Source organism: Novacetimonas pomaceti (genome assembly GCF_003207955.1).
Classification (GTDB): Bacteria; Pseudomonadota; Alphaproteobacteria; order Acetobacterales; family Acetobacteraceae; genus Novacetimonas; species Novacetimonas pomaceti.
Genome location: NZ_NOXG01000002.1, coordinates 44,116 through 64,680, shown reverse-complemented (window position 1 = coordinate 64,680; position 20,565 = coordinate 44,116). Strand labels below are relative to the sequence as shown.

Genomic DNA, 20,565 nt, shown 5'->3' with positions numbered 1-20,565 from the left:
TCACGCAATTGATGATAATGCGTATCGGGAACGAAATTGGCGGCCATGACGCGTGGATGCTTGACGTGGGGCCGACATGGCCGCATTCCTGCCGACCATGCGTGTTGCAGCCATCCTCCTTGCCGCAGGCCAGGGCCGCCGTTTCAGCGCCCAGTCCGCGTCCCCTGTCGCCAAGCAGTATCTGACGCTCGGCGGCAGGCCCGTCATCCGCCATGCCGCGGATGCCCTCGTTCCGCATGTCCAGATCCTCCAGCCGGTGGGCGACCGCGCCGCGCTTGACGATGCGCTGTCGGGCCTTGCGCCGGACGGCTGCGCCGTGCTGGCCGCCGTGCCGGGGGGGGCGACGCGACAGACCAGCGTCAGCGCCGGGCTGGAGGCACTCGACCGGCTGCCGGCGGACCAGCGGCCGGACCTGGTGCTGATCCATGACGGCGCGCGCCCCTATGTCCCCGCCGACGTGACGCGCGCGGTGATCGATGCGCTGGGCGCGCACGCGGGCGTCATTCCGGGCGTGCCCGTGGCCGACACCATCAAGCGCGCCCATGACGGCATCATCACCGATACGGTGCCCCGGACCGACCTTTACCGCGCCCAGACGCCGCAGGGTTTCCGTTTCGAACTGCTGCGCGACCTGCATCGCGGGGCGGCGGCGTCCGATGCGACCGATGACGCGGCGCTTCTGGAAACCGCGGGCCATCACGTGGCGATCGTCGCGGGATCCGAAGACAACATCAAACTGACCTACAAGGAGGATCTGGTGCGACTGGAACGCCTGATCGGCCCGACCCTGCTGCCGCGCATGGGGCTGGGGTATGACGTGCATGCCTTTGCCGAAAACCGCCCGCTGATCCTGTGCGGCATCACCGTGCCGCATACGCGCGGGCTTGCGGGGCATTCGGACGCCGATGTCGGCATCCATGCCCTGTGCGACGCGATTTACGGCGCGCTGGCCGAAGGAGACATCGGCCGCCATTTCCCCCCCAGCCAGAACGAATGGAAGGACGCCGACAGCGCGCGGTTCCTGGTCCATGCGGGCGAACGCATCCGCGCGCGCGGCGGGATGCTCATCAATGCCGACCTGACCCTTATCTGCGAACGGCCCAAGATCGGCCCCCACGCGCAGGCGATGCGCGAACGCCTTGCCGAACTGCTGCAGGTCGGGGTGGATCGTATTTCGGTCAAGGCGACGACGTCCGAACGGCTTGGCTTTACCGGTCGCGAGGAAGGCATCGCCTGCACGGCGGCCGTCAGCGTCCTCGTCCCCTGAAAACCGGTCTCTGTCCGTAACCGTTTACGGACAGAGACATCCCGCAGCACCCCAATAACAGTCTGAAATCATAAAAGTTTTTGGCGAAGCTTTTTCAAAAAGCTTCGAAAGACGCCGCCTTTTTAAAAAAAGGCGGCACCCAAAAACTTTTACTTTTCATCAACAGGCTGCTTTCAGGCAGCGCGCCTATCCCTTGCGGGCAAGGTCGAGGAAGGTCCAGCCTTCGACCACCTCGCGCTCCAGCAGCGCCAGCATGGCCTCCTGCTGCGCGTCGCGCCCCCATATTTCCATCTGCGTGCGTTCATCCAGCGTCGCGACCTGCGCTGCCTTGCGGGCATCGATCGCCCCCGTGACAACCGCAATCCCCAGCACGATGCTTTTCATCGCGGGCACAATGACGCCCAGCGCGGCGAGTGTCGCGTCGTCATACCCGCGCAGCATCGCCGCCAGCCCTTCCATCGCCTGCGGGCTCTGGCTGATGGGCATGATCCCCTGCGTCGTGCGCAACGTGATGCCGTGACGTTCGCGCAGCCAGTCCACCCATGGCGCCCACTGGGCCGCCTGACGTTCGCACAGGGTCGCGGGATGGGTCGCGCGGTAACACAGCAGTTCCCCATCGGCATATCGCAACAGGGCATCGACCGTGGCCTCGCGATCCGGGGCGATGCGTTCGATCATCGTCCCCGCGATCCGGGTCAGCGGCAGGTCCGCCGGCGTGAACGTGCCGCCTTTCGCGTCCTGCCCCGCCGCCGCCCATTCCCGCGCCAGCGCCTGCGCCAGCGCGTGGATTTTCACCCACAGCAGCGCCTTGCCCGGCAGGCGCACCGGACGGCCGTCCAGATGCACCACGTAACCGTCATCCTGTTCCACGACATCAACCGTGTCCCAGAACCGCCGCCGCGCGTCCTTTGCGGCGGGCGTGGCAGGTTCCGCATCCGTATCGTGCGTCAATGTATCAGCCCCAGTCCCTTGAGCACGTCCTTTGCCTTGCCGATCTTCGCCGCGGCCTTGGGATTGTCACGCGCCAGGGCGCCCGCGTCGGTGGAAACCTTCGGCATGGCCCCGGTGGGTTCGGGCCCGGCCTGTCCTTCACGCGCGGCCTTCAGCGTCGCGGGACAGGGATCGACCACGGTGCTGCTGCCGGATGAGCCACCCAGCAGCAGGCCAATGGCGTACCGCCCGTCCGCTTTCGCATCCATGCGCGGACGCGGCGCCGACAGGCTGCCGCCCACCTGTACCGGGATCGACGCCCCGGTCCCGCCAACCAGCACCTGCGGCAGCAGATGCAGATCCAGCGCATAGGACGCCAGCCCCACGGTGCCGCTTCCGGTCATGCTGAGGACGGAGGTCTGCAGCCCGATGGTATCGACCTTCGCCTGCCCGTTCGCCATGTCCATGTGCAGGCCGAAACAGCGCAGCGGAAGCGCCCCCGACCCCGTCAGGCCATGCGCCACATTGCCCAGCAGCGATCCCAGCGCCGCCCCGTCAATCGTGCCATTGACGATGGACGCCCCCATGTGTCCGCTCAGCGTGCCGCGCAGTTCGGCGGTCGTATGGCCACGCGCGCTGCCTTCGCCCACCAGCTGGAACGCGCCACGCACCGCCACGGGCATGCCGGTGCGCTGTTCGATCCATGTCGCGGGCAGCACCAGCGTGCCGATGGTGCCCGAGACGACCGGCACGTCACCAGACGCATCCACGGCGAAATGACCGGATATGCGTCGCCCGGTGCCCGATGCCTGTAACGGATCGACGCTCAGCCGCCCGTCACGCAGGGCAATCTGCATCAGGGCCTGGCGATAGGCCTCGCCCTCCAGCTCCATCTGCGCCACACTGACCTTGAGGTCCATGTCGATGTCACGCAGGCGTTCGAACGCGATACGGTTGTCCGAGGGGGGCGGCGCGGTTTTTTCCGCGGCCTTGGCCGGGGTTACGGGGCCGCGCAGGGCGTCGAGGTCAAGCCAGCTTGCATCGATCGCGCCCGCCAGCAGCGGCACGCCACCATGGCCACCATGCATCGTCAGGTCCAGCGTGCCAGTCAGCGCAAGCTGCGTGCTGCGGATATTGAGATCGGACAGGGCAAAGCGCGCGCCGTTGCCCTCGCTGACCAGATGGGTCGTCGCCTCCAGATGGTCGAGCGCCGCGCCATTGGGCAGCACAAGGTGCCCGGCACTTCCCGTAACGTTCACCACCGCGCGCGTGCCGCCCAGCATGCCCGCGATCCGCAGCGACCCGGGCGCGCCCGACAGGTCCACCGACAGCGGCAGCGAATCCGAAAGATGCGTCAGCAGCGCATGTTCCGCCTGCTCCAGCGAGCCGAACGACGCCGCAAGCTTCAGGTCCTGCCCGTTCCAGTTGCCGGCCCCCTTCATCGTCAGCATCTCGTTCGGGGCGGCGGCATCGACCGCCAGGCTGCCGACCTGCAGTCCCGCCAGATACCGCCGCGCGTCGAACGCGCCCGTCTGCAGGTGCAGCGACCTGACCTGCGGCACGATCTTCGTATCCTGCGGCGCGCTGCCATCGACCACGCGCGTCGACAGCCGCATGTCGGTCACGTCCGGCAGGTCGTATCCCGCCAGAAGCGGCGCCAGATCGGCCAGACGCGCGATCTGCCCGTCGATCTTCAGGTCATATCCCTTGATGCGGTCGGGATTGGCCAGCGTCCCATCCACCGTGACCTGTCCCGCGTCGCGGCCATGATCGCGAAAGGCCGCCTGAAGGCGAAGCGGCCATTTCTCCCCGCCCTGCGCGCCCTGCGTCAGGGCGATCGCACCGGTATGCCCCGTCAGCGTGAAGGTCGCGTCCCCCTGCCCGCCCGCGATGTCGAATGTCGGCTGGCTTCCGCCAAGTCCGCTGACATTGACATGCGCGAGGGCAAGCTGCGTCTTTACATTCGTCAGGCGATCGTCCCAGCCCACCGTCGCATCGCGCACCTGCAGGCTGCCAAGCTGCACCGTCCATGGCGTGCCCGACGCCGCCTGCGGCGCGGCCGGATGGCTGGCCTGTGGCCCGTTGGGGGTCAGCCGCCAGTTCGCCTGCCCGTCGGCATTGCGCTGCAGCGCCACGACAGGATGGTCGAGCGTGACGTTTTCAAGCTGGATGCGATGATGCAGCAGCGCCATCAGGTCCACGCTGGCGTCCATGGCCCGCGCGGTGAACATCTGCGCCGTGTCGCCGCCCTTCATGTTCGCAAGGCCGATGTCGCGCACGGAAACCGAAGCGGGGAAAAGATGCACCTCCAGCGCGCCAAGCGTGACGTCGCGCCCGGTCTGGCGTTCGATCGCGGCAATGGCGCGCAGGCGCAGCGCCTGCGGGTCCAGAATGCTTCGGACGGCCAGTGCGCCGCCTGCCGCCACCACCACGATCGCGGCGGCGGATATCAGCAGGCCACGGCGTAAATTCGCGCTATTTGCCATGTTTCCTCAGTCCCGTTTCCTGTCTGTTGCGGGCCTTGCCCCACCCGCCCTCATGTGCGCCGGGGCGCGGGCGCGGCAGGCGCGGCAAAGCCAAGCTGGCGGAAGGTGTCCTTCATATGCGACGGCAGGTCCGCCGAAACCACCAGCCGGCCGCCAGCCGGATGCGGGATGTCGAGCATGCGCGCGTGAAGATGGAGCTGGTCGGCAAATCCCTCCACATGGGCACGCTCGTCGCCATATTTCGGGTCGCCGAGGATGGGGGTCCCCAGGGCCTCGCAATGGACGCGAAGCTGGTGCGTGCGCCCCGTCAGCGGCGACAGCGCCAACCATGACAGCTTCCGTCCCGCCGCGTCCAGCACCTCGTATTCCGACAGGGCATGCACCGCGTCCCTGTCGCGTCGTCCGGCCACGACCATGACTGCCCCCGCCCCTGCGCCAAGACGGGACAGGGGCTGGTCGATCACCCCCGACGCGGGCGTGGGACGCCCCACCGCCACGGCCCAGTATTCCTTGCGCACGTCGCGGCTGCGAAAGGACGCCGCAAGCTTTGCCGCGACCCCGGGCGTGCGCGCCAGCAGCAGCAGCCCCGACGTGTCGCGGTCGATACGGTGGACAAGGCGCGGACGCGGGTCGTCGGGCTGTTCGCGCAATCCGTCCAGCAGCCCGTCGATATGGTGCGTGATCCCCGGCCCGCCCTGCACCGCGATGCCCGCCGGCTTGTTCAGGACGATCACCTGATCGTCGCTGTAGATGACCATCGCGCGGATTTCGCGCACCTGCCGTTCATCCAGCGCCCTGTGCGTCACGGGCGCGGGACGGCTGGCCTGCGGGATGGGGGGCACGCGCACCGCCTGTCCGGGGGCAAGCCGGGTGGCGGTGGTCGCGCGGCGGCCATCCACGCGGATCTGTCCCGTGCGGCACAGTTTCTGCAACGCCCCCTGCGTCAGGTGCGGGTAATGCCGGCGGAACCAGCGGTCAAGGCGGATATCGGCTTCGTCATCACTGACGTTCAGGGTCACGACACTCATGACCCACGGCTTTCGCGCACTCTGCTCCAACTGTCCAGACGTCGCGCGACCTCACGTTCATGACCGCGCCCCGTCGGACGGTAGAACTGCGGCCTCCGCATGCCGTCGGGAAAATAGTTCTGGCCCGAAAAACCCTCGGCCTGGTCGTGGTCGTATTCGTATCCCCGGCCGTAGCCGATATCCTTCATCAGCTTCGTCGGCGCGTTAAGGATATGGGCGGGCGGCATCAGGCTGCCGGTGGCGCGGGCGGCGCGACGCGCCTTGCCATAGGCGACATAGACCGCGTTCGATTTCGGCGCGGTCGCCAGATGCACCACCAGCTGCGCCAGCGCCAGCTCCCCTTCGGGCGAGCCCATGCGTTCATATGTCTCCCACGCCGCGACCGCCAGCGGCAGGGCCTGCGGATCGGCCATGCCCACGTCCTCCGCCGCGAAACGCGTCAGGCGGCGCGCGATATACCGTGGATCCTCCCCCCCTTCGAGCATCCGGGCGAACCAGTACAGCCCGGCATCCGGGTCCGAGCCGCGCAGGGATTTATGCAGCGCGGAAATCAGGTTGTAATGTTCCTCCCGATCCCGGTCATAAAGCGCCGCGCGTTTCGCCAGCAGCCGCGAAAGCGACTGCGGGTCGAACACGTCATCGCCCGGCTGCGCCAGGATCTGCTCGACCATGTTCAGCAGGTAACGTCCGTCGCCATCAGCCATGGCGCGCAGCGTCGCGCGCGCGGGCGGCGTCAGCGGCAGGGTGCGGCCGACCTCCGCCTCCGCGCGGCACAACAGCAGTTCGAGCGCCGCATCGTCCAGGCGGCGCAGCACCAGCACCTGACAGCGCGACAGCAGCGCCCCGTTCAGCGCGAAGGACGGGTTTTCCGTCGTCGCCCCCACAAGGACCACGGTCCCGTCCTCAACCACAGGCAGGAAGCCGTCCTGCTGCGCGCGGTTGAAACGGTGGATTTCATCAACGAACAGAAGCGTCCCCTCGCCCCGCGCGGCGCGGCGCCTTGCGTCCTCGAACACGCGCTTGAGGTCGGCCACGCCGGAAAAAACCGCTGAAATCTGCACGAAACGCAATCCAGCCGCGTGGGCCAGCAGGCGCGCGATCGTCGTCTTGCCCACGCCCGGGCCGCCCCACAGGATAAGGCTGGCAAGGCTGTGGTTACGCAGCATCAGGCCCAGCGTGCCCTGCGGCCCCAGCAGGTGGTCCTGTCCCACCACGTCGCCCAGGGTTTCGGGACGGAGCCGATCGGCCAGCGGACGATGCCGCGACGACGCGCCTCCCTCCCCCTGTCCAGAGGCGGGGGCGGCCTGTGGACGCGACATGTCAGGCATTTCCCCGAACAGATCTTGGGTAGGGTCGTGCATGGGGTCGGGGCCTGCCTGTCATGTTCCGTGAAAGGGCCGCACCGCGATACGGCCCGTGAACTGTAACATATAGGGATGCCTTACGGCCGATACATCCTTTTGCGCGCCAATTATCGCGCCATCAGAACTGGAAATAGATGAACGGGTCGGGAATGCGCCCCCCGATCAGCAGCACCAGCAGGACAAAGGCAATGCCCGCGCCAGCCGCGACCCATGGCGCGGGCGGCATGTCGCGCAGGATCGCGCGTTGCGAGGACGGGCCGGCCAGCGCGACGACCAACGCGATCAGCAGCACCGTCCCGTGATGCCCGACCGTGACAGGTTCATGCCCGCCCCGCCCGGCCAGCGCCATGAACATCCGCCATGCCGTTGGCATGTCCGCGGCGCGGAAGACCACCCATGACAGCACGACGAACGACAGGGTCAGCACCCATCCCGCCAGCGCGGGCATCGCGCGCTGGCGTCGCCGCCACGCATGCGCCATCGCCAGCGCCACACCATGCGCGCCGCCCCATGCCAGATAGGTCCAGCCCGCCCCGTGCCATGCCCCCGCCAGCAGCATTGTCGCCACCACGTTCGTGGCCTGCCGCGCCGCGCCGCACCGGCTTCCCCCCAGCGGGATGTAGATGTAATCCCGCAGGAACCGCGACAGCGTCATATGCCACCGCCGCCAGAAATCACGGATGGAAACCGCCCGGTACGGCGCATCGAAATTGAACGGCAGGCGCAGGCCGAACATCAGCGCCATGCCGATCGCCATGTCGGAATACCCCGAAAAATCGAAATAGATCTGAAGCGTATAGGCCACCGCCGCCATCCATGCCTGACCCGTCGGCGGAAGATGTCCCTGCGCGCCCAGGGCGAAGACCGGGTCGCACATGCTGCCCAGCGTATCGGCAAGCCCGGCCTTTTTCGCCAGCCCCACCAGCAGCAGGATCGCCCCGCGCGACAGGTTTTCCCACATCGCGTCGCCTCGCGGGCTGCGGGCGAACTGGGGCACGATTTCATTGTGCCGCACGATCGGCCCCGCGATCAGCTGCGGAAAGAACGTCACGAATTCAAGAAAGTCCACCAGCCCGTACACCGGCGCCTGTCCGCGCAGCAGATCCACGAGGTAGGAGATTTTCTGGAACACGAAAAATGACAGGCCCAGCGGCAGGACGATATCCCACGGCTGATGCATCTGCCCGCGCAGGGCCGCAAGCATGGCCGCGATCCAGTTGGCGTCCTTGAAAAACACCAGCACGCCCAGATTAAGGACGATCCCCGCGATCGGCCATGCCCGGCGTCGCGTCCGGCCCCACAGGCAGGCCAGCACCCAGTTCAGCACCGTCATGCCCACCAGGAAGGGCACGAAACGCCAGTCCCACAGGCCGTAGAACACCAGCGACGCCGTAATCACCAGCCACTGCCGCGCAGGCCGCGACGACGCGCACAGGTAATACAGCGACAGCACCACCGGCAGGAACAGCAGCAAGAAGCCCTGCGTGCTGAACAGCATCAGTCTGGCCGTTCAGCCAGGGCCCGTCCCGCCGCGTGCCCGCTGGACCATGCCCACTGGAAATTATGACCGCCCAGCCAGCCGGTCACGTCCACCGCCTCGCCCACCGCGAACAGGCCGGGGACATCGCGCGCCTCCATCGTCTGGGACGACAGGCCGGCCGTGTCGATGCCGCCGCGCGTGACCTCCGCCTTGGCATATCCTTCGCTGCCGGTCGGCATGAGACGCCATGACGACAGCAGGCCCGCAAGCGCGTCCAGCACGCCATCAGGCATTTCCCCGACCGGGCCATCGGGCAGGTGACGCGCGGCAAGCAGGTGCGCCAGGCGCTGCGGCAGCAGGCTTGCCAGCATGGCCGCCCCCCCCATGCGGGGACGGGCCTTTTTCAGTTCCCGCAGGCATCGCGCCGCGTCGCGTCCCGGCAGGCAGTCGATATCCAGCGACGCGCCCGAACGCCAGTAGGAGGACGCCTGCAGGATGGCAGGACCGGACAGGCCGCGATGGGTGAACAGCATCCCGTCGCGAAAGACGATGTCACGGCCGCGCCGCCCCTGGGACACATGGCATTTCGCGCCGATTTCCATGGAAACGCCCGCCAGCCCGGTCATCCATTCGCGATCGCACGGCCCGAATGTCAGGGGCACCAGCGCGGGCGCGGGCTCGATGATCTTCAGCCCGAAACGACGCGCCACGTCATGCGACAGCCCCGTCGCCCCCAGCTTGGGAATCGACAGCCCGCCCGTCGCCAGCACGATGGCGCGGGCGTGCAGGACCATGCGGTCCGTCTCCACCACGAAAATGCCATCGGCATCGCGACGCACGGCAATGATGCGGTTCGACAGGTGCATCGCCACATTGCCCTGCTGGCACTCACGCACCAGCATCCCGACGATTTCACTGGCGGAACGGTCGCAGAACAGCTGGCCCGGCGTCTTGGCGTGCCATGCGATGCGATGGCGCTTTACCAGTTCAAGGAAATCGGCGGGCGTATAGCGCGCCAGCGCGGATTTCGCGAAATGCGGATTGGCCGACAGGAACATGCCCGGCCCCGAATCCAGATGCGTGAAATTGCACCGCCCGCCCCCCGAAATCAGGATCTTGCGCCCCGGCTGCGCCGCATGGTCCAGCACCGCGACGCGACAGCCCCCCTGCCCCGCGGTCGCCGCCGCCATCATCCCGGCCGCCCCGGCCCCAAGGATCACGGCATCCAGCGCGTCGGCCCGTTTCACCGAAACGCTCAGAAATCGAGGTCGGCGTAATGGGCGGGGGGCGTCATGCCGCTGACACGGTCCTGCAGCAGCGTGCGGAAACACGGCCTGCTCTTGATCCGGGCGTACCAGTCCTTGGCCGCCGGGGCCTTGTCCCATGCCACGTCGTCAATGAAATCGAGGCATGACAGATGCGCCGCCGCCGCGAAATCCGCCAGCGACAGCATGTTGCCCGCCATCCACTGCCGCGTTTCCGCCAGCCAGTCGATATAGGACAGGTGGAAACGGATATTGGCGTACCCCGCCCGCAGCGCCCCGCCATCGGGATTGCCGCGCCCGGAAATGCGCTTCATCACCTTTTCATTGAGCAGGTTGCGCGAAACCTCGTTGCCGAATTTCTCGTCGAACCAGACGACAAGGCGTCGCACCTCCACCCGTTCCGCAAGCGTGCGCCCCAGAAGCGGCGTGTCGGGATAGGCTTCCTCCAGGTATTCGCAGATGACCCACGAATCGGGGATGGACAGGCCGTTCTCCTCCACCAGCATGGGAACGGTGCCCGCCGGATTGACCGCGAGATAATCGGGACGACGTTCCCATACCCGCTCCATCTTCAGTTCGAACGGCAGTCGCTTTTCCCCCAGGGCAAGGCGGACCTTGCGGGAATAGGGTGAAAGGGGAAGATGATAGAGGATACGCATGCATCCGCTTTATTGCATCGCCCCACCCTAAGCCAAGCCTTCATGTCAACAAAACCGCATTGCATCGGACAGGGGGCATGGCGGCGCGACATCATCCCATGCGCCGCACGAGCCCGTCATGGATGAAGGGCCATTACGGACCGTGGCCTCGGCCGTTTTTTTCTGGCACATTGCACGCGCAGAAACGATAACCCACCGGTTCCAGACATACGAATCCCAAGGCAGACGAAGGCTGTAACCACTTTGTCCGACGAATTGCGTTCCCTTCCGAAAATACGCGCCCGTGGCCGTTCCTTTCTGGCGCTGGTCCTGTCCCCCGAACCCGGCCTGTCCGACTGGATGGCCGGACTTGATGCGCAGATCGCGCGTTCCGCCGCCTTTTTCGCCAGCAAGCCCGTCATCCTCGACCTGTCGCTCCTCGGGCCGGATGAACCGGGCCTGGGCAAGCTGTATCCCGCCCTGCTCGAACGCGGAATCCGCATCATCGCGATCGAGGGGGCGGATCCCGCGACCCCCGCGATCTCCCACTGGCAGTGGCCCGCGGGGCTGGATGGCGGACGGGCTTCCGGCGCGGTGACAATCCCCGAGGACCATGTCCCCGTCCCCGAACGCATCCAGGGGTCATCGCTGATTTTCGAGCAGCCGATCCGTTCGGGCCAGACGATCATGAACCCCGATGGCGACATCATCATCATCGGGTCGGTGGGGTCCGGGGCGGAAATCACGGCCGCCGGGTCCATCCATGTCTATGGCACGTTGCGCGGACGCGCGATCGCCGGCATGAACGGACAGCCCGAGGCGCGGATCTTTGCCCATGACATGCGCGCGGAACTTCTGGCGATCGACGGATATTATATGACGGCCGAGGATATCGACCCCCGGCTGTCGGGCAGTCCATCGCAGGCGATGCTTAATAATGACACAATCGTGGTGCAACCGCTCGCGCTGCGGATGGCTGTCGCTCAAAGAAGATGAATTTGAGATACTGTTTTACCCGTATGGCAGTTGCATACCCCCCCGCTGCCCCCTTACTAATTGACAACGATATTTCAACCGTTCCGGCCTACCGTTCCCCGGTCGCGGACGCAAACCACAGGACAAGGAAAATCTAGAATGGCGAAAGTGCTGGTCGTCACCTCCGGAAAGGGCGGGGTCGGCAAGACAACGTCCACCGCGGCACTGGGCGCGGCGCTGGCACAGACAGGGCAGAATGTGGTTGTGGTCGATTTCGACGTCGGGCTGCGTAACCTCGACCTCGTCATGGGGGCGGAACGCCGGGTCGTCTATGACCTCATCAACGTCATCCAGGGCGATGCGAAACTGTCGCAGGCCCTGATCCGCGACAAGCGGATCGAGACGCTGTCCATCCTGCCCGCCTCCCAGACGCGCGACAAGGACGCCCTGACAGCCGAAGGCGTCGCCAAGGTGATTGGTGAACTGCGGGAGAAATTCGACTGGATCATCTGCGACAGCCCGGCGGGCATCGAACGCGGCGCGCAGCTTGCGATGTATCATGCCGACTGCGCCGTCGTGGTCGCCAACCCCGAAGTCTCCTCCGTCCGTGACAGTGACCGCATCATCGGGATGCTCGACAGCACGACCGAAAAGGCCAAGGGCGGCAGCAAGATCGACAAGTACCTGCTGGTGACACGCTATGACCCCGGCCGCGCGGCCCGTGGGGAGATGCTGCGCACCGATGACGTGCTGGAAATCCTGTCGATTCCGCTTCTGGGCATCATTCCCGAAAGCGAGGAAGTGCTGCGGGCCTCCAACCTTGGCTCCCCCGTCACGATTTCCAGCCCCCAGAGCGCCCCTGCCCGCGCCTATTCCGAAGCGGCGCGGCGCCTGGAAGGCGAAAAGCTCGAAGTCACCGTACCCACTGAGCGTACCGGCCTGTTTGGCTGGCTGTTCAAGGGAAGATCATGATCATGGGCCTGCTTGACACCCTTTTCGGCCGTTCCCGCAGTTCCGCGCCCGTGGCGCGGGACCGGTTGCAGATCCTGCTGGCGCATGAACGCGCGGGCGCCGACGGCCCGGAATCAGAACTCCTGAACACGTTGCACAGCGAAATCCTCGCGGTCATCAAGAAGCATATCCCCGTCGATCAGGACAAGGTCCAGATCAAGGTCGATCGCGGCACGTCGGTTTCCATGCTGGAAATCGATATCGAGGTCCCGGCCCTCGAAAAAGGCAGGGAACGCTGAACCGACGGCACGACGGGGCATCGCTGGCACCGACAATGCCCCGTCGTGCTGCATCCGCCCCGGTGGGGGCGGTGCTGTTTCGTGCCGTCAGGCCAGCATCGGTTCGATCCAGATACGCGCCGTATTGAAATCCCGGGTAATCGCCTCGCGCGCGGCCTGCGGGTCGCGCGCGCGCAGGGCGTCGATCAGGGCGGCATGGGGATGGACCTCCCCCATGCTGCGCATGGGCGGCATCGGGCGTGAAAGGGCATAGAGCGGCCCGATCCGCACCCACAGGTTGCGCAGGATATTGGCGGTCAGGGGCAGATCGGCCAATGTCGCGATCGTTGTATGGAAATCAGCGTTCAGCGCGGCCACGGCCCCATCATCGCGAATGGCCAGCGCCTCGGCAAACTGGTGGTGCAGCATGGCAAGCGTCTCGATCCCGTGCTGGCTGGCCTTCAGGGCGGCAGCTTCTGCCAGGCGCACTTCCAGATCGGAACGCAGGGCGTGAATTTCGGCGAAATTGCGCCGCGTCATCGCCGGGACGACCGCCGTGTTGCGGTCATTGAGTTCCAGCGCATGTTCGGAAACCAGCCTCAGCAGCGCCTCGCGCACCGGGGTGGGGCTGAGACCGAGTTCAGCGGCAAGCGGCCGCAGGACAAGACGTTCGCCAGCGCGGTAACGACTGCGGATCAGACCGCGCCGGACATGTTCATAGGCGTCAACGCTGAGTACACGTCGGGGGGTCTTGATGTTCGGGTCCGTACGATCCGCCGCCATGCTGGTTTCTTATCCTTCATGCAAATATATCTTATTAATCCGCATAAATAATGATCTCAGCACAGATGGCAACTTGTACTGCATGTCGATCACGTTTTTTCTGCTTATCCAAACTTGATGACATGCATCCGCATCCTATGGTTGATAATCAAGTCCGATATCCATCGCCCTGACACTGTGGGTCAGCCATCCCATGGACACCAGGTCCACCCCGGTGGCGGCAATGGCGGCGGCGTTGTCCGGCGTGACGCCGCCCGATGCCTCCGCAATGGCGCGATGGTCGATCATGGCGACAGCCCTGCGCAGCTGTTCTGGGGTCATGTTGTCCAGCAGGAACACATCCACCCCGCCGACCTCCAGCCCCTCGGCCAGCTGCTCAAGGGTATCGACCTCCAGCTCTATGCTGACCAGATGACCCGCCACGGCGCGCGCGCGCGTCAGGGCCGGGCGTATCCCACCGGCAATGGCAAGATGGTTGTCCTTGATAAGGATCGCATCATCGAGCCCGAAGCGATGGTTGCTGCCGCCGCCCGCGCGCACGGCGTATTTCTGGATCGCGCGCATGCCGGGCAGGGTCTTGCGCGTACAACTTACCTTGGTGCCATAAGGTTGCACGGCCGCGACAACCTGCGCCGTCGCCGTCGCGATCCCGCAGAGATGGGAGAGGAAATTCAGCGCCACGCGCTCCCCCGACAGGATGCCGCGCGCCGGTCCCCGCACGCTGGCGATCACCTGTCCCGGGGTGACGTGCGTGCCATCGGGGGCCGCGACCTCGAACACGATCGCCGGGTCCATCAGGGTAAAGGCCAGACGCGCCAGATCCAGCCCGGCGACCACCCCGGCCTGCCGCGCCGACAGCACGGCGTGCGCGGACAGGGTTTCATCCCCCAGCGTCGCGTCGGTGGTCAGGTCCCCGCCCCGGCCCAGATCCTCCATCAGGCCGGCGCGGACCAGGGGTTCAAGCATGATGTCAGGCAGGGGGCGGATCATGCGACCACTCCATTGTCAGGGGTTTGTGTCATCTCGCCTGCCTTCGCGGCAGGGGTGGCGGCATGTTCGCGCACGTCCGCCAGCGTCAGGCGCGACGCGGTGGCGACGGCGGCGGCCTGCGGGAAATCCGCCCGGAAATGGCCGCCACGGCTTTCCTCGCGCCGCAGGGCCCCGCACAGCACCATCGCGCGGACAAGCGCCCCGTCATCCCCGTCGGCAAGGGGGGCAAAGACACGCAGGGCCTCGCGCATGTCATCGCGCGTGCGGATGACGCCCGCATCCCGCGCCATCCTTCTGCGCCATGCCTCATGCGACGCGGGCCGGACGGTCGCGGCCGCCCCCATGTCGCGCGGAGGTTCGGCCGAAGTGACAGGCGCAAGCGTGGAAAGGTCGCGCGCGACCCACGTGCCGAACGAAACGGCCTCCAGCAGGGAATTGCTGGCAAGGCGGTTGGCCCCATGCAGGCCGGTGCAGGCGACCTCGCCACAGGCCCACAGGCCGGGCACGGTGCTGCGGCCGCGCCCGTCCACGACGATGCCGCCCATATGGTAATGGGCCGCGGGCCGCACCGGGATCGGCTGGCGCGCCGGGTCAATGCCCTGCGCGCGGCACAATGCGTCGATGGCGGGAAAGCGCGTGGCAAAGCGCGTGCCAAGCACCTGACGCGCATCGAGAAAGACATGGTGGCCCGCGCGCATGTGACGCCACACGGCGCGCGAGACGATATCGCGCGCGGCAAGCTCGGCGGTGAAGCGTTCGCCGCCCTCGTCAATCAGCACCGCGCCTTCGCCGCGCACCGCCTCGCTTATCAGCGGCATCGGGCCTGCGACATGCCGCGCGGCAAGGGCTGTCGGATGGAACTGCACGAACTCCATATTGCCCAGGACGGCCCCGGCCCGCGCGGCCAGCGCAAGCCCCTGCCCCACCGCGCCAAGGGGATTGGTCGTATCGCCAAACAGGCCGCCGATGCCGCCTGTCGCCAGCACCACGGCGGGCGCGGGCCATGCGATGTCGCGGCCATCCATCGTGACGCGCGCGCCCACCACCGCCCCGTCATGGCTTTCCAGCGCATGCACCCGGGCATTTTCAAGGACCGTGATGCGCGGTGTCCGACGGACACGCGCGACCAGTGCCTCCATGATCGCGGCGCCGGAGGCATCGCCACGGGCATGCACGATACGGTGGCGCGAATGCGCGGCTTCCAGCCCGAGGACCAGCGCGCCATCGGCGGCCCGGTCGAAACGCACCCCGAACGCCGCCAGCCGGGCGATGGCGTCGGGTCCATCGGCGGTCACGCGTTCGACCACGTCCGGGTCGCACAGGCCCGCCCCCGCCGCCAGCGTGTCGGCGGCATGCAGTGCCGGCGTGTCGTCCGCGCCCACGGCGGCGGCAATGCCACCCTGCGCCAGCATGCTGGACGCCGCCGCCGGATGGCTGGCCCCCAGCGGTCCGGATGACAGCAGCACGCACGGCCGGTCATACATCAGGGCGGTCATGACCCCCGCCAGCCCGCCGCCGACAATGACGGGCTGTCCGGCCAGGCCACGCAGGTCGGGAATGGTCATATCGCCAGCATGCGTTCGACCGCACGCCGCCCGCGCGCCGCCAGCGCCGGGTCGATCGTGACCTCATGCGTCATGGTTTCCAGCGCATGCCGCAGGCCCGACAGGGTGATGCGCTTCATGTGCGGGCACATGTTGCACGGACGGACGAAATCGATGTGCGGATGCAGCAGGGCGAGGTTGTCGCTCATGGAGCATTCGGTCACCAGCAGCACCTTGCCGCTGTCGTGCGCCTGCACGTAATCGCTCATCATCGCGGTGGAGCCGGAGAAATCGGACACCGCCACCACCTCTGGCGGGCATTCGGGATGCGCAAGCACCGTCACGCCGGGATTGTCCTCGCGCATGCGGGTGATTTCCCCGGGCGTGAAACGTTCATGCACCTCGCAGTGCCCCGGCCAGGTAATCATCTTTATGCCGGTTTCCGCCTCGATATTACGGGCAAGGAATTCGTCGGGGATCATGATGACCCGATCGGTGCCGAGGCTTTCGACAACACGTTTCGCATTGCCCGAAGTGCAGCAGATGTCGCTTTCGGCCTTCACCTCGGCCGAGGTGTTGACATAGGTCACCACCGGCACGCCGGGATGGCGTTCGCGCAGGGCACGGACATCGCGCGCGGTAATGGAATCCGCCAGCGAACATCCCGCCTTCATGTCCGGGATCAGCACCGTGCTGTCGGGGTTGAGCATCTTGGCCGTCTCGGCCATGAAATGCACGCCCGCCATGACGATGACATCGGCGCTGGCCTCCTGTGCCTCACGCGCAAGGGCAAGGCTGTCGCCACGGATGTCGGCGACGCAGTGGAAGATTTCCGGCGTCTGGTAATTATGCGCCAGGATGATCGCGTTGCGCTGCTGCTTGAGGTCTTCGATGGCGCGGATATCGTCCAGGAACGTCGCCCATTCCATTTCCGGCACGAGATGTCGCACGCGGTCATAAAGCCGGTCAGCCGTTTGCCGGGGACCCAGTTGATTCATGATTGCCCTCCCTGCCGGAGACCTTCGTCCATAATTTTATACTCAATTTGAGTATAAGTGCGACGCCATAACCCGGCCGGACACTTCCAACGTGAAACCCCGCCTGTGTCAATCAGGATTTTCGTGAACGCCGCCCCGCGACCTTGCATGGCCGGGGCCATGCCTAACCCGAATGGACGATCGGAAGCTTGGTGCCCGCGAACTGCCGGGCGCGCCGCACCTCCCCGCAGAAACGGAACAGGCGCGCGGGCCGGCCACCCGTTTTTTCCTCGATCCTGCCTGTTTCCTCAACAAGTTGCTGCTGCGTGATGAGGCGGCGGAAGTTCTGTTTGTGGACATGGCAGCCCGCCAGGCTTTCGACCGCGCGCTGCAACTGGAACAGCGTGAACTCCTCGGGCATCAGCTCGAACACGACGGGGCGGTAACGTATCCTTGCACGCAGCCGTGCCATGGCGGTGGCAAGGATGCGGCGATGGTCGCGATGCATGTAGCGTCCGGGAATCGCCTGATCGGGGGGGCAGGCCGCCTCCATCACCAGCTTCGCCTCGTACAGAAGTTCATAGCGCTGCAGCACGAGTTCGTCGTCCCAGCCCCCCCCGTCGCCGATGGCGAACAGCGCCATGCAGCGCTGCCACTGGCGCATGCGGGTTTCAAGGTCGGTCATCCCCGCCACCCACGCGCACAGGCGGCGTTCGATCAGGTTCGTGATCTCCTTGCGGCTTTCGCTGGTGCGGTCTTCCCACGGGAAATAGTCATACCAGTCCCGCCATCCCGTCTCGCGCGCCTCGCTCCGCGTCAGGGCGAGGTAGGAGATCGAGATGCTGCGCCCCTGTTCGGGATGCAGGGTGCGGTCATGGTCGGCAAAGGTATAAAGCTGCTCCACATGGCCGATGGGATGGCCGGTCTGCTGTTCCACCCACGAACGTACCCCCGCCTGGAGCGAGCGGTGGCCGCTTTCCAGCGGACCGGACGGCAGAAGGCGCCCGTCATCGATCGTCATCACCTGCGGCACCCCGTCGCGCACCGCCGTCAGCACGGCGATGAGTTCGGTGACCACGCGCGACATCCTACCCTGCGCACTTTCCCCCTGCACGTTCACCGCATCGTCCCCCTGTTCCGTCCGCCGGGACGTGCCCGTGTGTTTCATATGCCACTGTTTAATATGCAACCGTTCCGGCCCTATCCCGTTGTGACGGACACAGCCCGACACGAACGCGCAGGACGCAGTTCCCGTTCATCACCCGCAAAGGAGAAACAGGAATGGCGAAAGCCCCGGAAAATACATTCCTTACCGACGTACAGACCCTGCGTGAACGCGCAAGAAAATCCATTGAACAGGGCGCCCTGACCCCTGCCTATCAGGGGAATGTCAAGACGGCCATCGACCTTCTGCAGACGGTTGTCGCAACGGAACTCGTCTGCGTGCTGCGCTATACCATGCATTCGATTTCGGTCGAAGGCATCACCAGCGAAAGCGTCGCCGCCGAATTCGCGACCCATGCGAAGGAAGAGCGCGCCCACATGATGTGGGCGGCCGAGCGCATCGACCAGCTTGGCGGCATTCCCGACCTGTCCCCCGAAGGGCTGGCGACACGTTCGGCCAGCGAATACGGACAGGGCGGCAACCTTGTGGAAATGGTGCGCCAGAACCTTGTGGCCGAACGCCTGGTGATCGAGCATTACCGCGAACTGATCCGCTATTTCGCGGACCACGATCCCACCACGCGCATCATGCTTGAAAAGATCCTCGCCGAGGAAGAGGAGCATGCCACCGACATGCACGACCTTCTGGTGGCACACGAAGGCAAGCCCTTCCTGTCCTGATCCCCTGGCCACCTGCCCCGTCCCGATATCCCGCGCGGCGCCCTGCGCCCCCACCTGCCATGGCCCTGTTCTGGCGGGGGGCAGGCGCGCGCCATGGCGACAACCGTGACGCGGCGGACAGATCCCCGATACGACAACGACATCTCAACCAGTTGGTGTCATCCTGAGGATGACGGCCAGAACGGTTGATGTCGAGCAACACGATCGAACATTCACTACGGAGAAACTGACATGACAGACGTCAGGAACTATGACCTTTTTGTCGGCGGCGAATGGGTGCCCGCCACGGCGGAGGAACGCGACACCATCCGCAACCCCGCCACGGGCGAAACCCTTGCCACCGTCGCGGTCGCCAGCAAGGACGACGTGGACCGCGCCCTGAACGTGGCGCAGGAAGCCTTTGGCACGTGGAGCCGCCTGATCGCCACAGACCGCGCGGATTACCTCTACAAACTGATCGACCTGATCCGCCGGGACGAGGACAGGCTGGCGCGCATCATCACCACCGAAAACGGCAAGCCGCTGAAGGAAGCGAAGGTCGAGGTCAATTTCGCCATCCAGCTGATCCGTTTCGCGGCCGAGAACGCGCGGCGGCTGGAAGGCAACATCATTCCCGGCAGCCGCCCGGGCGAGAAAATCCTGATCGAAAAAATCCCCCATGGCGTCGTCGCCGGGATTTCGGCATGGAACTTCCCCCTTGCCCTGACGGCGCGCAAGCTTGGCCCCGCGCTGGCGGCGGGCAATACCTTCGTCATCAAGCCGCATGAGCTGACGCCGCTGGCAACGCTGGCGCTGGCGGAACTGTCGGTGGAGGCGGGATTCCCCAAGGGCGTGTTCAATGTCGTCACCGGCGGCGGCGCGACGGTGGGCAACCAGCTGGTCACCAGCCCGATCACCAAGCTGATCACCATGACCGGCAGCACCCCCGCGGGCCGCAAGATCATGGCGGCCGCGTCCGAGGGCCTGAAGGAAGTGCGGCTGGAACTGGGTGGCAAGGCGCCGTTCATCGTCATGGACGACGCGGATATCGAGGCCGCCGCCACGGCCGCCGTTTCCGCGCGCTTCATGAACTGCGGGCAGGTCTGCACCGCCAACGAACGGACCTATGTCCATGAAGCGGTGTATGACCGCTTCCTCGACCTGCTGCGCAGGAAGATCGCGGACATCAAGGTCGGCAATCCGCTGGATCCCGAAACCACCATGGGTCCGAAAATCAGCAAGGCCGAAATGGAAAAGGTCGACGGGATGGTCAAGCGCGCCGTGGCGCAGGGCGCGAAGGTGGAACTGGGCGGCAGGGAACTGACGGGCGGCATCTACGACACCGGCAATTTCTATGCCCCCACCCTGCTGACCAACGTGACGAACGAAATGGACATCAGCCAGGACGAAGTCTTCGGCCCGGTCCTTTCGCTCATCAAGGTGCAGGATTTCGACGAGGCCCTGATGATGGCCAACAAGTCGCGCTATGGCCTGTCGGCCTACATGTTCACGCAGGACCTGAAAAAGGTCATGCGCATGAGCAACGAGCTGAATTTCGGTGAAATCTATGTCAACCGCGAAGGCGGCGAAGCGGCGCAGGGTTTCCACCATGGCTATGGCGACAGCGGCATCGGCGGCGAGGATGGCCAGTACGGGCTGGAGGCCTATGTGGATACCAAGACCATCTACCTCAATTACTGATCCGGCATCATCAGCCCGCGATGACGACAGGGGACCTTCGGGTCCCCTGTTTTTTTGGGGGGCTTTTTCCCCGCACCATCACCC

General features: G+C 65.8%; 18 protein-coding genes. 6 read left to right on the top strand and 12 right to left on the bottom strand.

The features are described from left to right. The first annotated feature begins 97 nt into the window (after positions 1-97). Positions 98-1,267 (top strand): 2-C-methyl-D-erythritol 2,4-cyclodiphosphate synthase, encoded by a 1,170-nt coding sequence (gene ispF, locus CFR71_RS02685; RefSeq protein WP_110527463.1) that lies wholly within the window; start codon positions 98-100, stop codon positions 1,265-1,267. Positions 1,268-1,453: 186 nt separating this feature from the next. Here ispF and CFR71_RS02680 read toward each other — a convergent pair whose 3' ends face one another. The 7 genes from CFR71_RS02680 to fzlA all read right to left on the bottom strand — a co-directional run bounded on the left by CFR71_RS02680 (position 1,454) and on the right by fzlA (position 10,479). Further along, the gene (locus CFR71_RS02680) at positions 1,454-2,218 is read right to left on the bottom strand and encodes an ATP12 family chaperone protein (RefSeq protein WP_110526759.1); all 765 of its coding nucleotides are present in this window, start codon (positions 2,216-2,218) and stop codon (positions 1,454-1,456) included. Then, complete coding sequence (locus CFR71_RS02675; RefSeq protein ID WP_110526757.1) at positions 2,215-4,683, bottom strand: AsmA family protein; 2,469 nt, start codon at positions 4,681-4,683, stop codon at positions 2,215-2,217. Before CFR71_RS02675 ends, CFR71_RS02680 begins: the two co-directional genes overlap by 4 nt. A gap of 50 nt (positions 4,684-4,733) precedes the next feature. After that, positions 4,734-5,711, bottom strand: coding sequence for an RluA family pseudouridine synthase (locus tag CFR71_RS02670; RefSeq protein ID WP_110526754.1), 978 nt, complete (start codon positions 5,709-5,711; stop codon positions 4,734-4,736). After that, positions 5,708-7,030 carry a replication-associated recombination protein A gene (locus CFR71_RS02665; RefSeq protein ID WP_408889194.1) on the bottom strand — a complete coding sequence of 441 codons (1,323 nt, stop codon included), beginning with the start codon at positions 7,028-7,030 and terminating at the stop codon, positions 5,708-5,710. The genes CFR71_RS02670 and CFR71_RS02665 overlap by 4 nt, the downstream gene beginning before the upstream one ends. Before the next feature lie 163 nt (positions 7,031-7,193). Further along, positions 7,194-8,573 carry an MBOAT family O-acyltransferase gene (locus CFR71_RS02660; RefSeq protein WP_110526751.1) on the bottom strand — a complete coding sequence of 460 codons (1,380 nt, stop codon included), beginning with the start codon at positions 8,571-8,573 and terminating at the stop codon, positions 7,194-7,196. Then, positions 8,573-9,802, bottom strand: coding sequence for a BaiN/RdsA family NAD(P)/FAD-dependent oxidoreductase (locus CFR71_RS02655; protein WP_110526749.1), 1,230 nt, complete (start codon positions 9,800-9,802; stop codon positions 8,573-8,575). The genes CFR71_RS02660 and CFR71_RS02655 overlap by 1 nt, the downstream gene beginning before the upstream one ends. Positions 9,803-9,810: 8 nt before the next feature. After that, positions 9,811-10,479, bottom strand: a complete 669-nt coding sequence (gene fzlA / locus CFR71_RS02650; protein ID WP_110526747.1) for an FtsZ-binding protein FzlA — start codon at positions 10,477-10,479, stop codon at positions 9,811-9,813. 243 nt (positions 10,480-10,722) lie between these two features. On the opposite strand from fzlA, the gene minC reads away from it, so the two are divergent. The 3 genes from minC (at position 10,723) to minE (ending at position 12,683) form a co-directional block, all read left to right on the top strand. Then, entirely contained in the window at positions 10,723-11,454 is a 732-nt protein-coding gene (gene minC / locus CFR71_RS02645) for a septum site-determining protein MinC (RefSeq protein ID WP_110526745.1), read from the top strand. A gap of 138 nt (positions 11,455-11,592) precedes the next feature. Next, positions 11,593-12,405 (top strand): septum site-determining protein MinD, encoded by an 813-nt coding sequence (minD, locus tag CFR71_RS02640; RefSeq protein ID WP_110526743.1) that lies wholly within the window; start codon positions 11,593-11,595, stop codon positions 12,403-12,405. Positions 12,406-12,407: 2 nt separating this feature from the next. Then, positions 12,408-12,683: a cell division topological specificity factor MinE gene (gene minE / locus CFR71_RS02635; RefSeq protein WP_110526740.1), complete on the top strand. Its 276-nt coding sequence runs from the start codon at positions 12,408-12,410 to the stop codon at positions 12,681-12,683. Positions 12,684-12,770: 87 nt separating this feature from the next. On the opposite strand, the gene CFR71_RS02630 is transcribed toward minE, so the two are convergent. From CFR71_RS02630 to CFR71_RS02610, 5 genes are all read right to left on the bottom strand, one after another. Further along, positions 12,771-13,445: a GntR family transcriptional regulator gene (locus CFR71_RS02630; RefSeq protein ID WP_110526738.1), complete on the bottom strand. Its 675-nt coding sequence runs from the start codon at positions 13,443-13,445 to the stop codon at positions 12,771-12,773. A 135-nt stretch (positions 13,446-13,580) separates the two neighbouring features. After that, a complete protein-coding gene (nadC, locus tag CFR71_RS02625) occupies positions 13,581-14,435 on the bottom strand; it encodes a carboxylating nicotinate-nucleotide diphosphorylase (RefSeq protein WP_110526736.1) in 855 nt (284 codons plus the stop codon). After that, complete coding sequence (locus CFR71_RS02620; protein WP_110526734.1) at positions 14,432-16,000, bottom strand: L-aspartate oxidase; 1,569 nt, start codon at positions 15,998-16,000, stop codon at positions 14,432-14,434. Before CFR71_RS02620 ends, nadC begins: the two co-directional genes overlap by 4 nt. Further along, positions 15,997-16,977, bottom strand: coding sequence for a quinolinate synthase NadA (gene nadA, locus CFR71_RS02615; protein ID WP_110526732.1), 981 nt, complete (start codon positions 16,975-16,977; stop codon positions 15,997-15,999). Before nadA ends, CFR71_RS02620 begins: the two co-directional genes overlap by 4 nt. A 163-nt stretch (positions 16,978-17,140) precedes the next feature. Then, entirely contained in the window at positions 17,141-18,043 is a 903-nt protein-coding gene (locus CFR71_RS02610) for an NUDIX hydrolase (RefSeq protein WP_408889191.1), read from the bottom strand. A gap of 194 nt (positions 18,044-18,237) precedes the next feature. Here CFR71_RS02610 and CFR71_RS02605 point away from each other — a divergent pair, with 194 nt between their 5' ends. After that, on the top strand, positions 18,238-18,801 hold the full coding sequence (locus CFR71_RS02605) for a ferritin-like domain-containing protein (RefSeq protein ID WP_110526730.1): 564 nt from the start codon (positions 18,238-18,240) through the stop codon (positions 18,799-18,801). 231 nt (positions 18,802-19,032) lie between these two features. Next, complete coding sequence (aldA, locus tag CFR71_RS02600; RefSeq protein ID WP_110526728.1) at positions 19,033-20,481, top strand: aldehyde dehydrogenase; 1,449 nt, start codon at positions 19,033-19,035, stop codon at positions 20,479-20,481. The last annotated feature ends 84 nt before the right edge of the window (positions 20,482-20,565 follow it).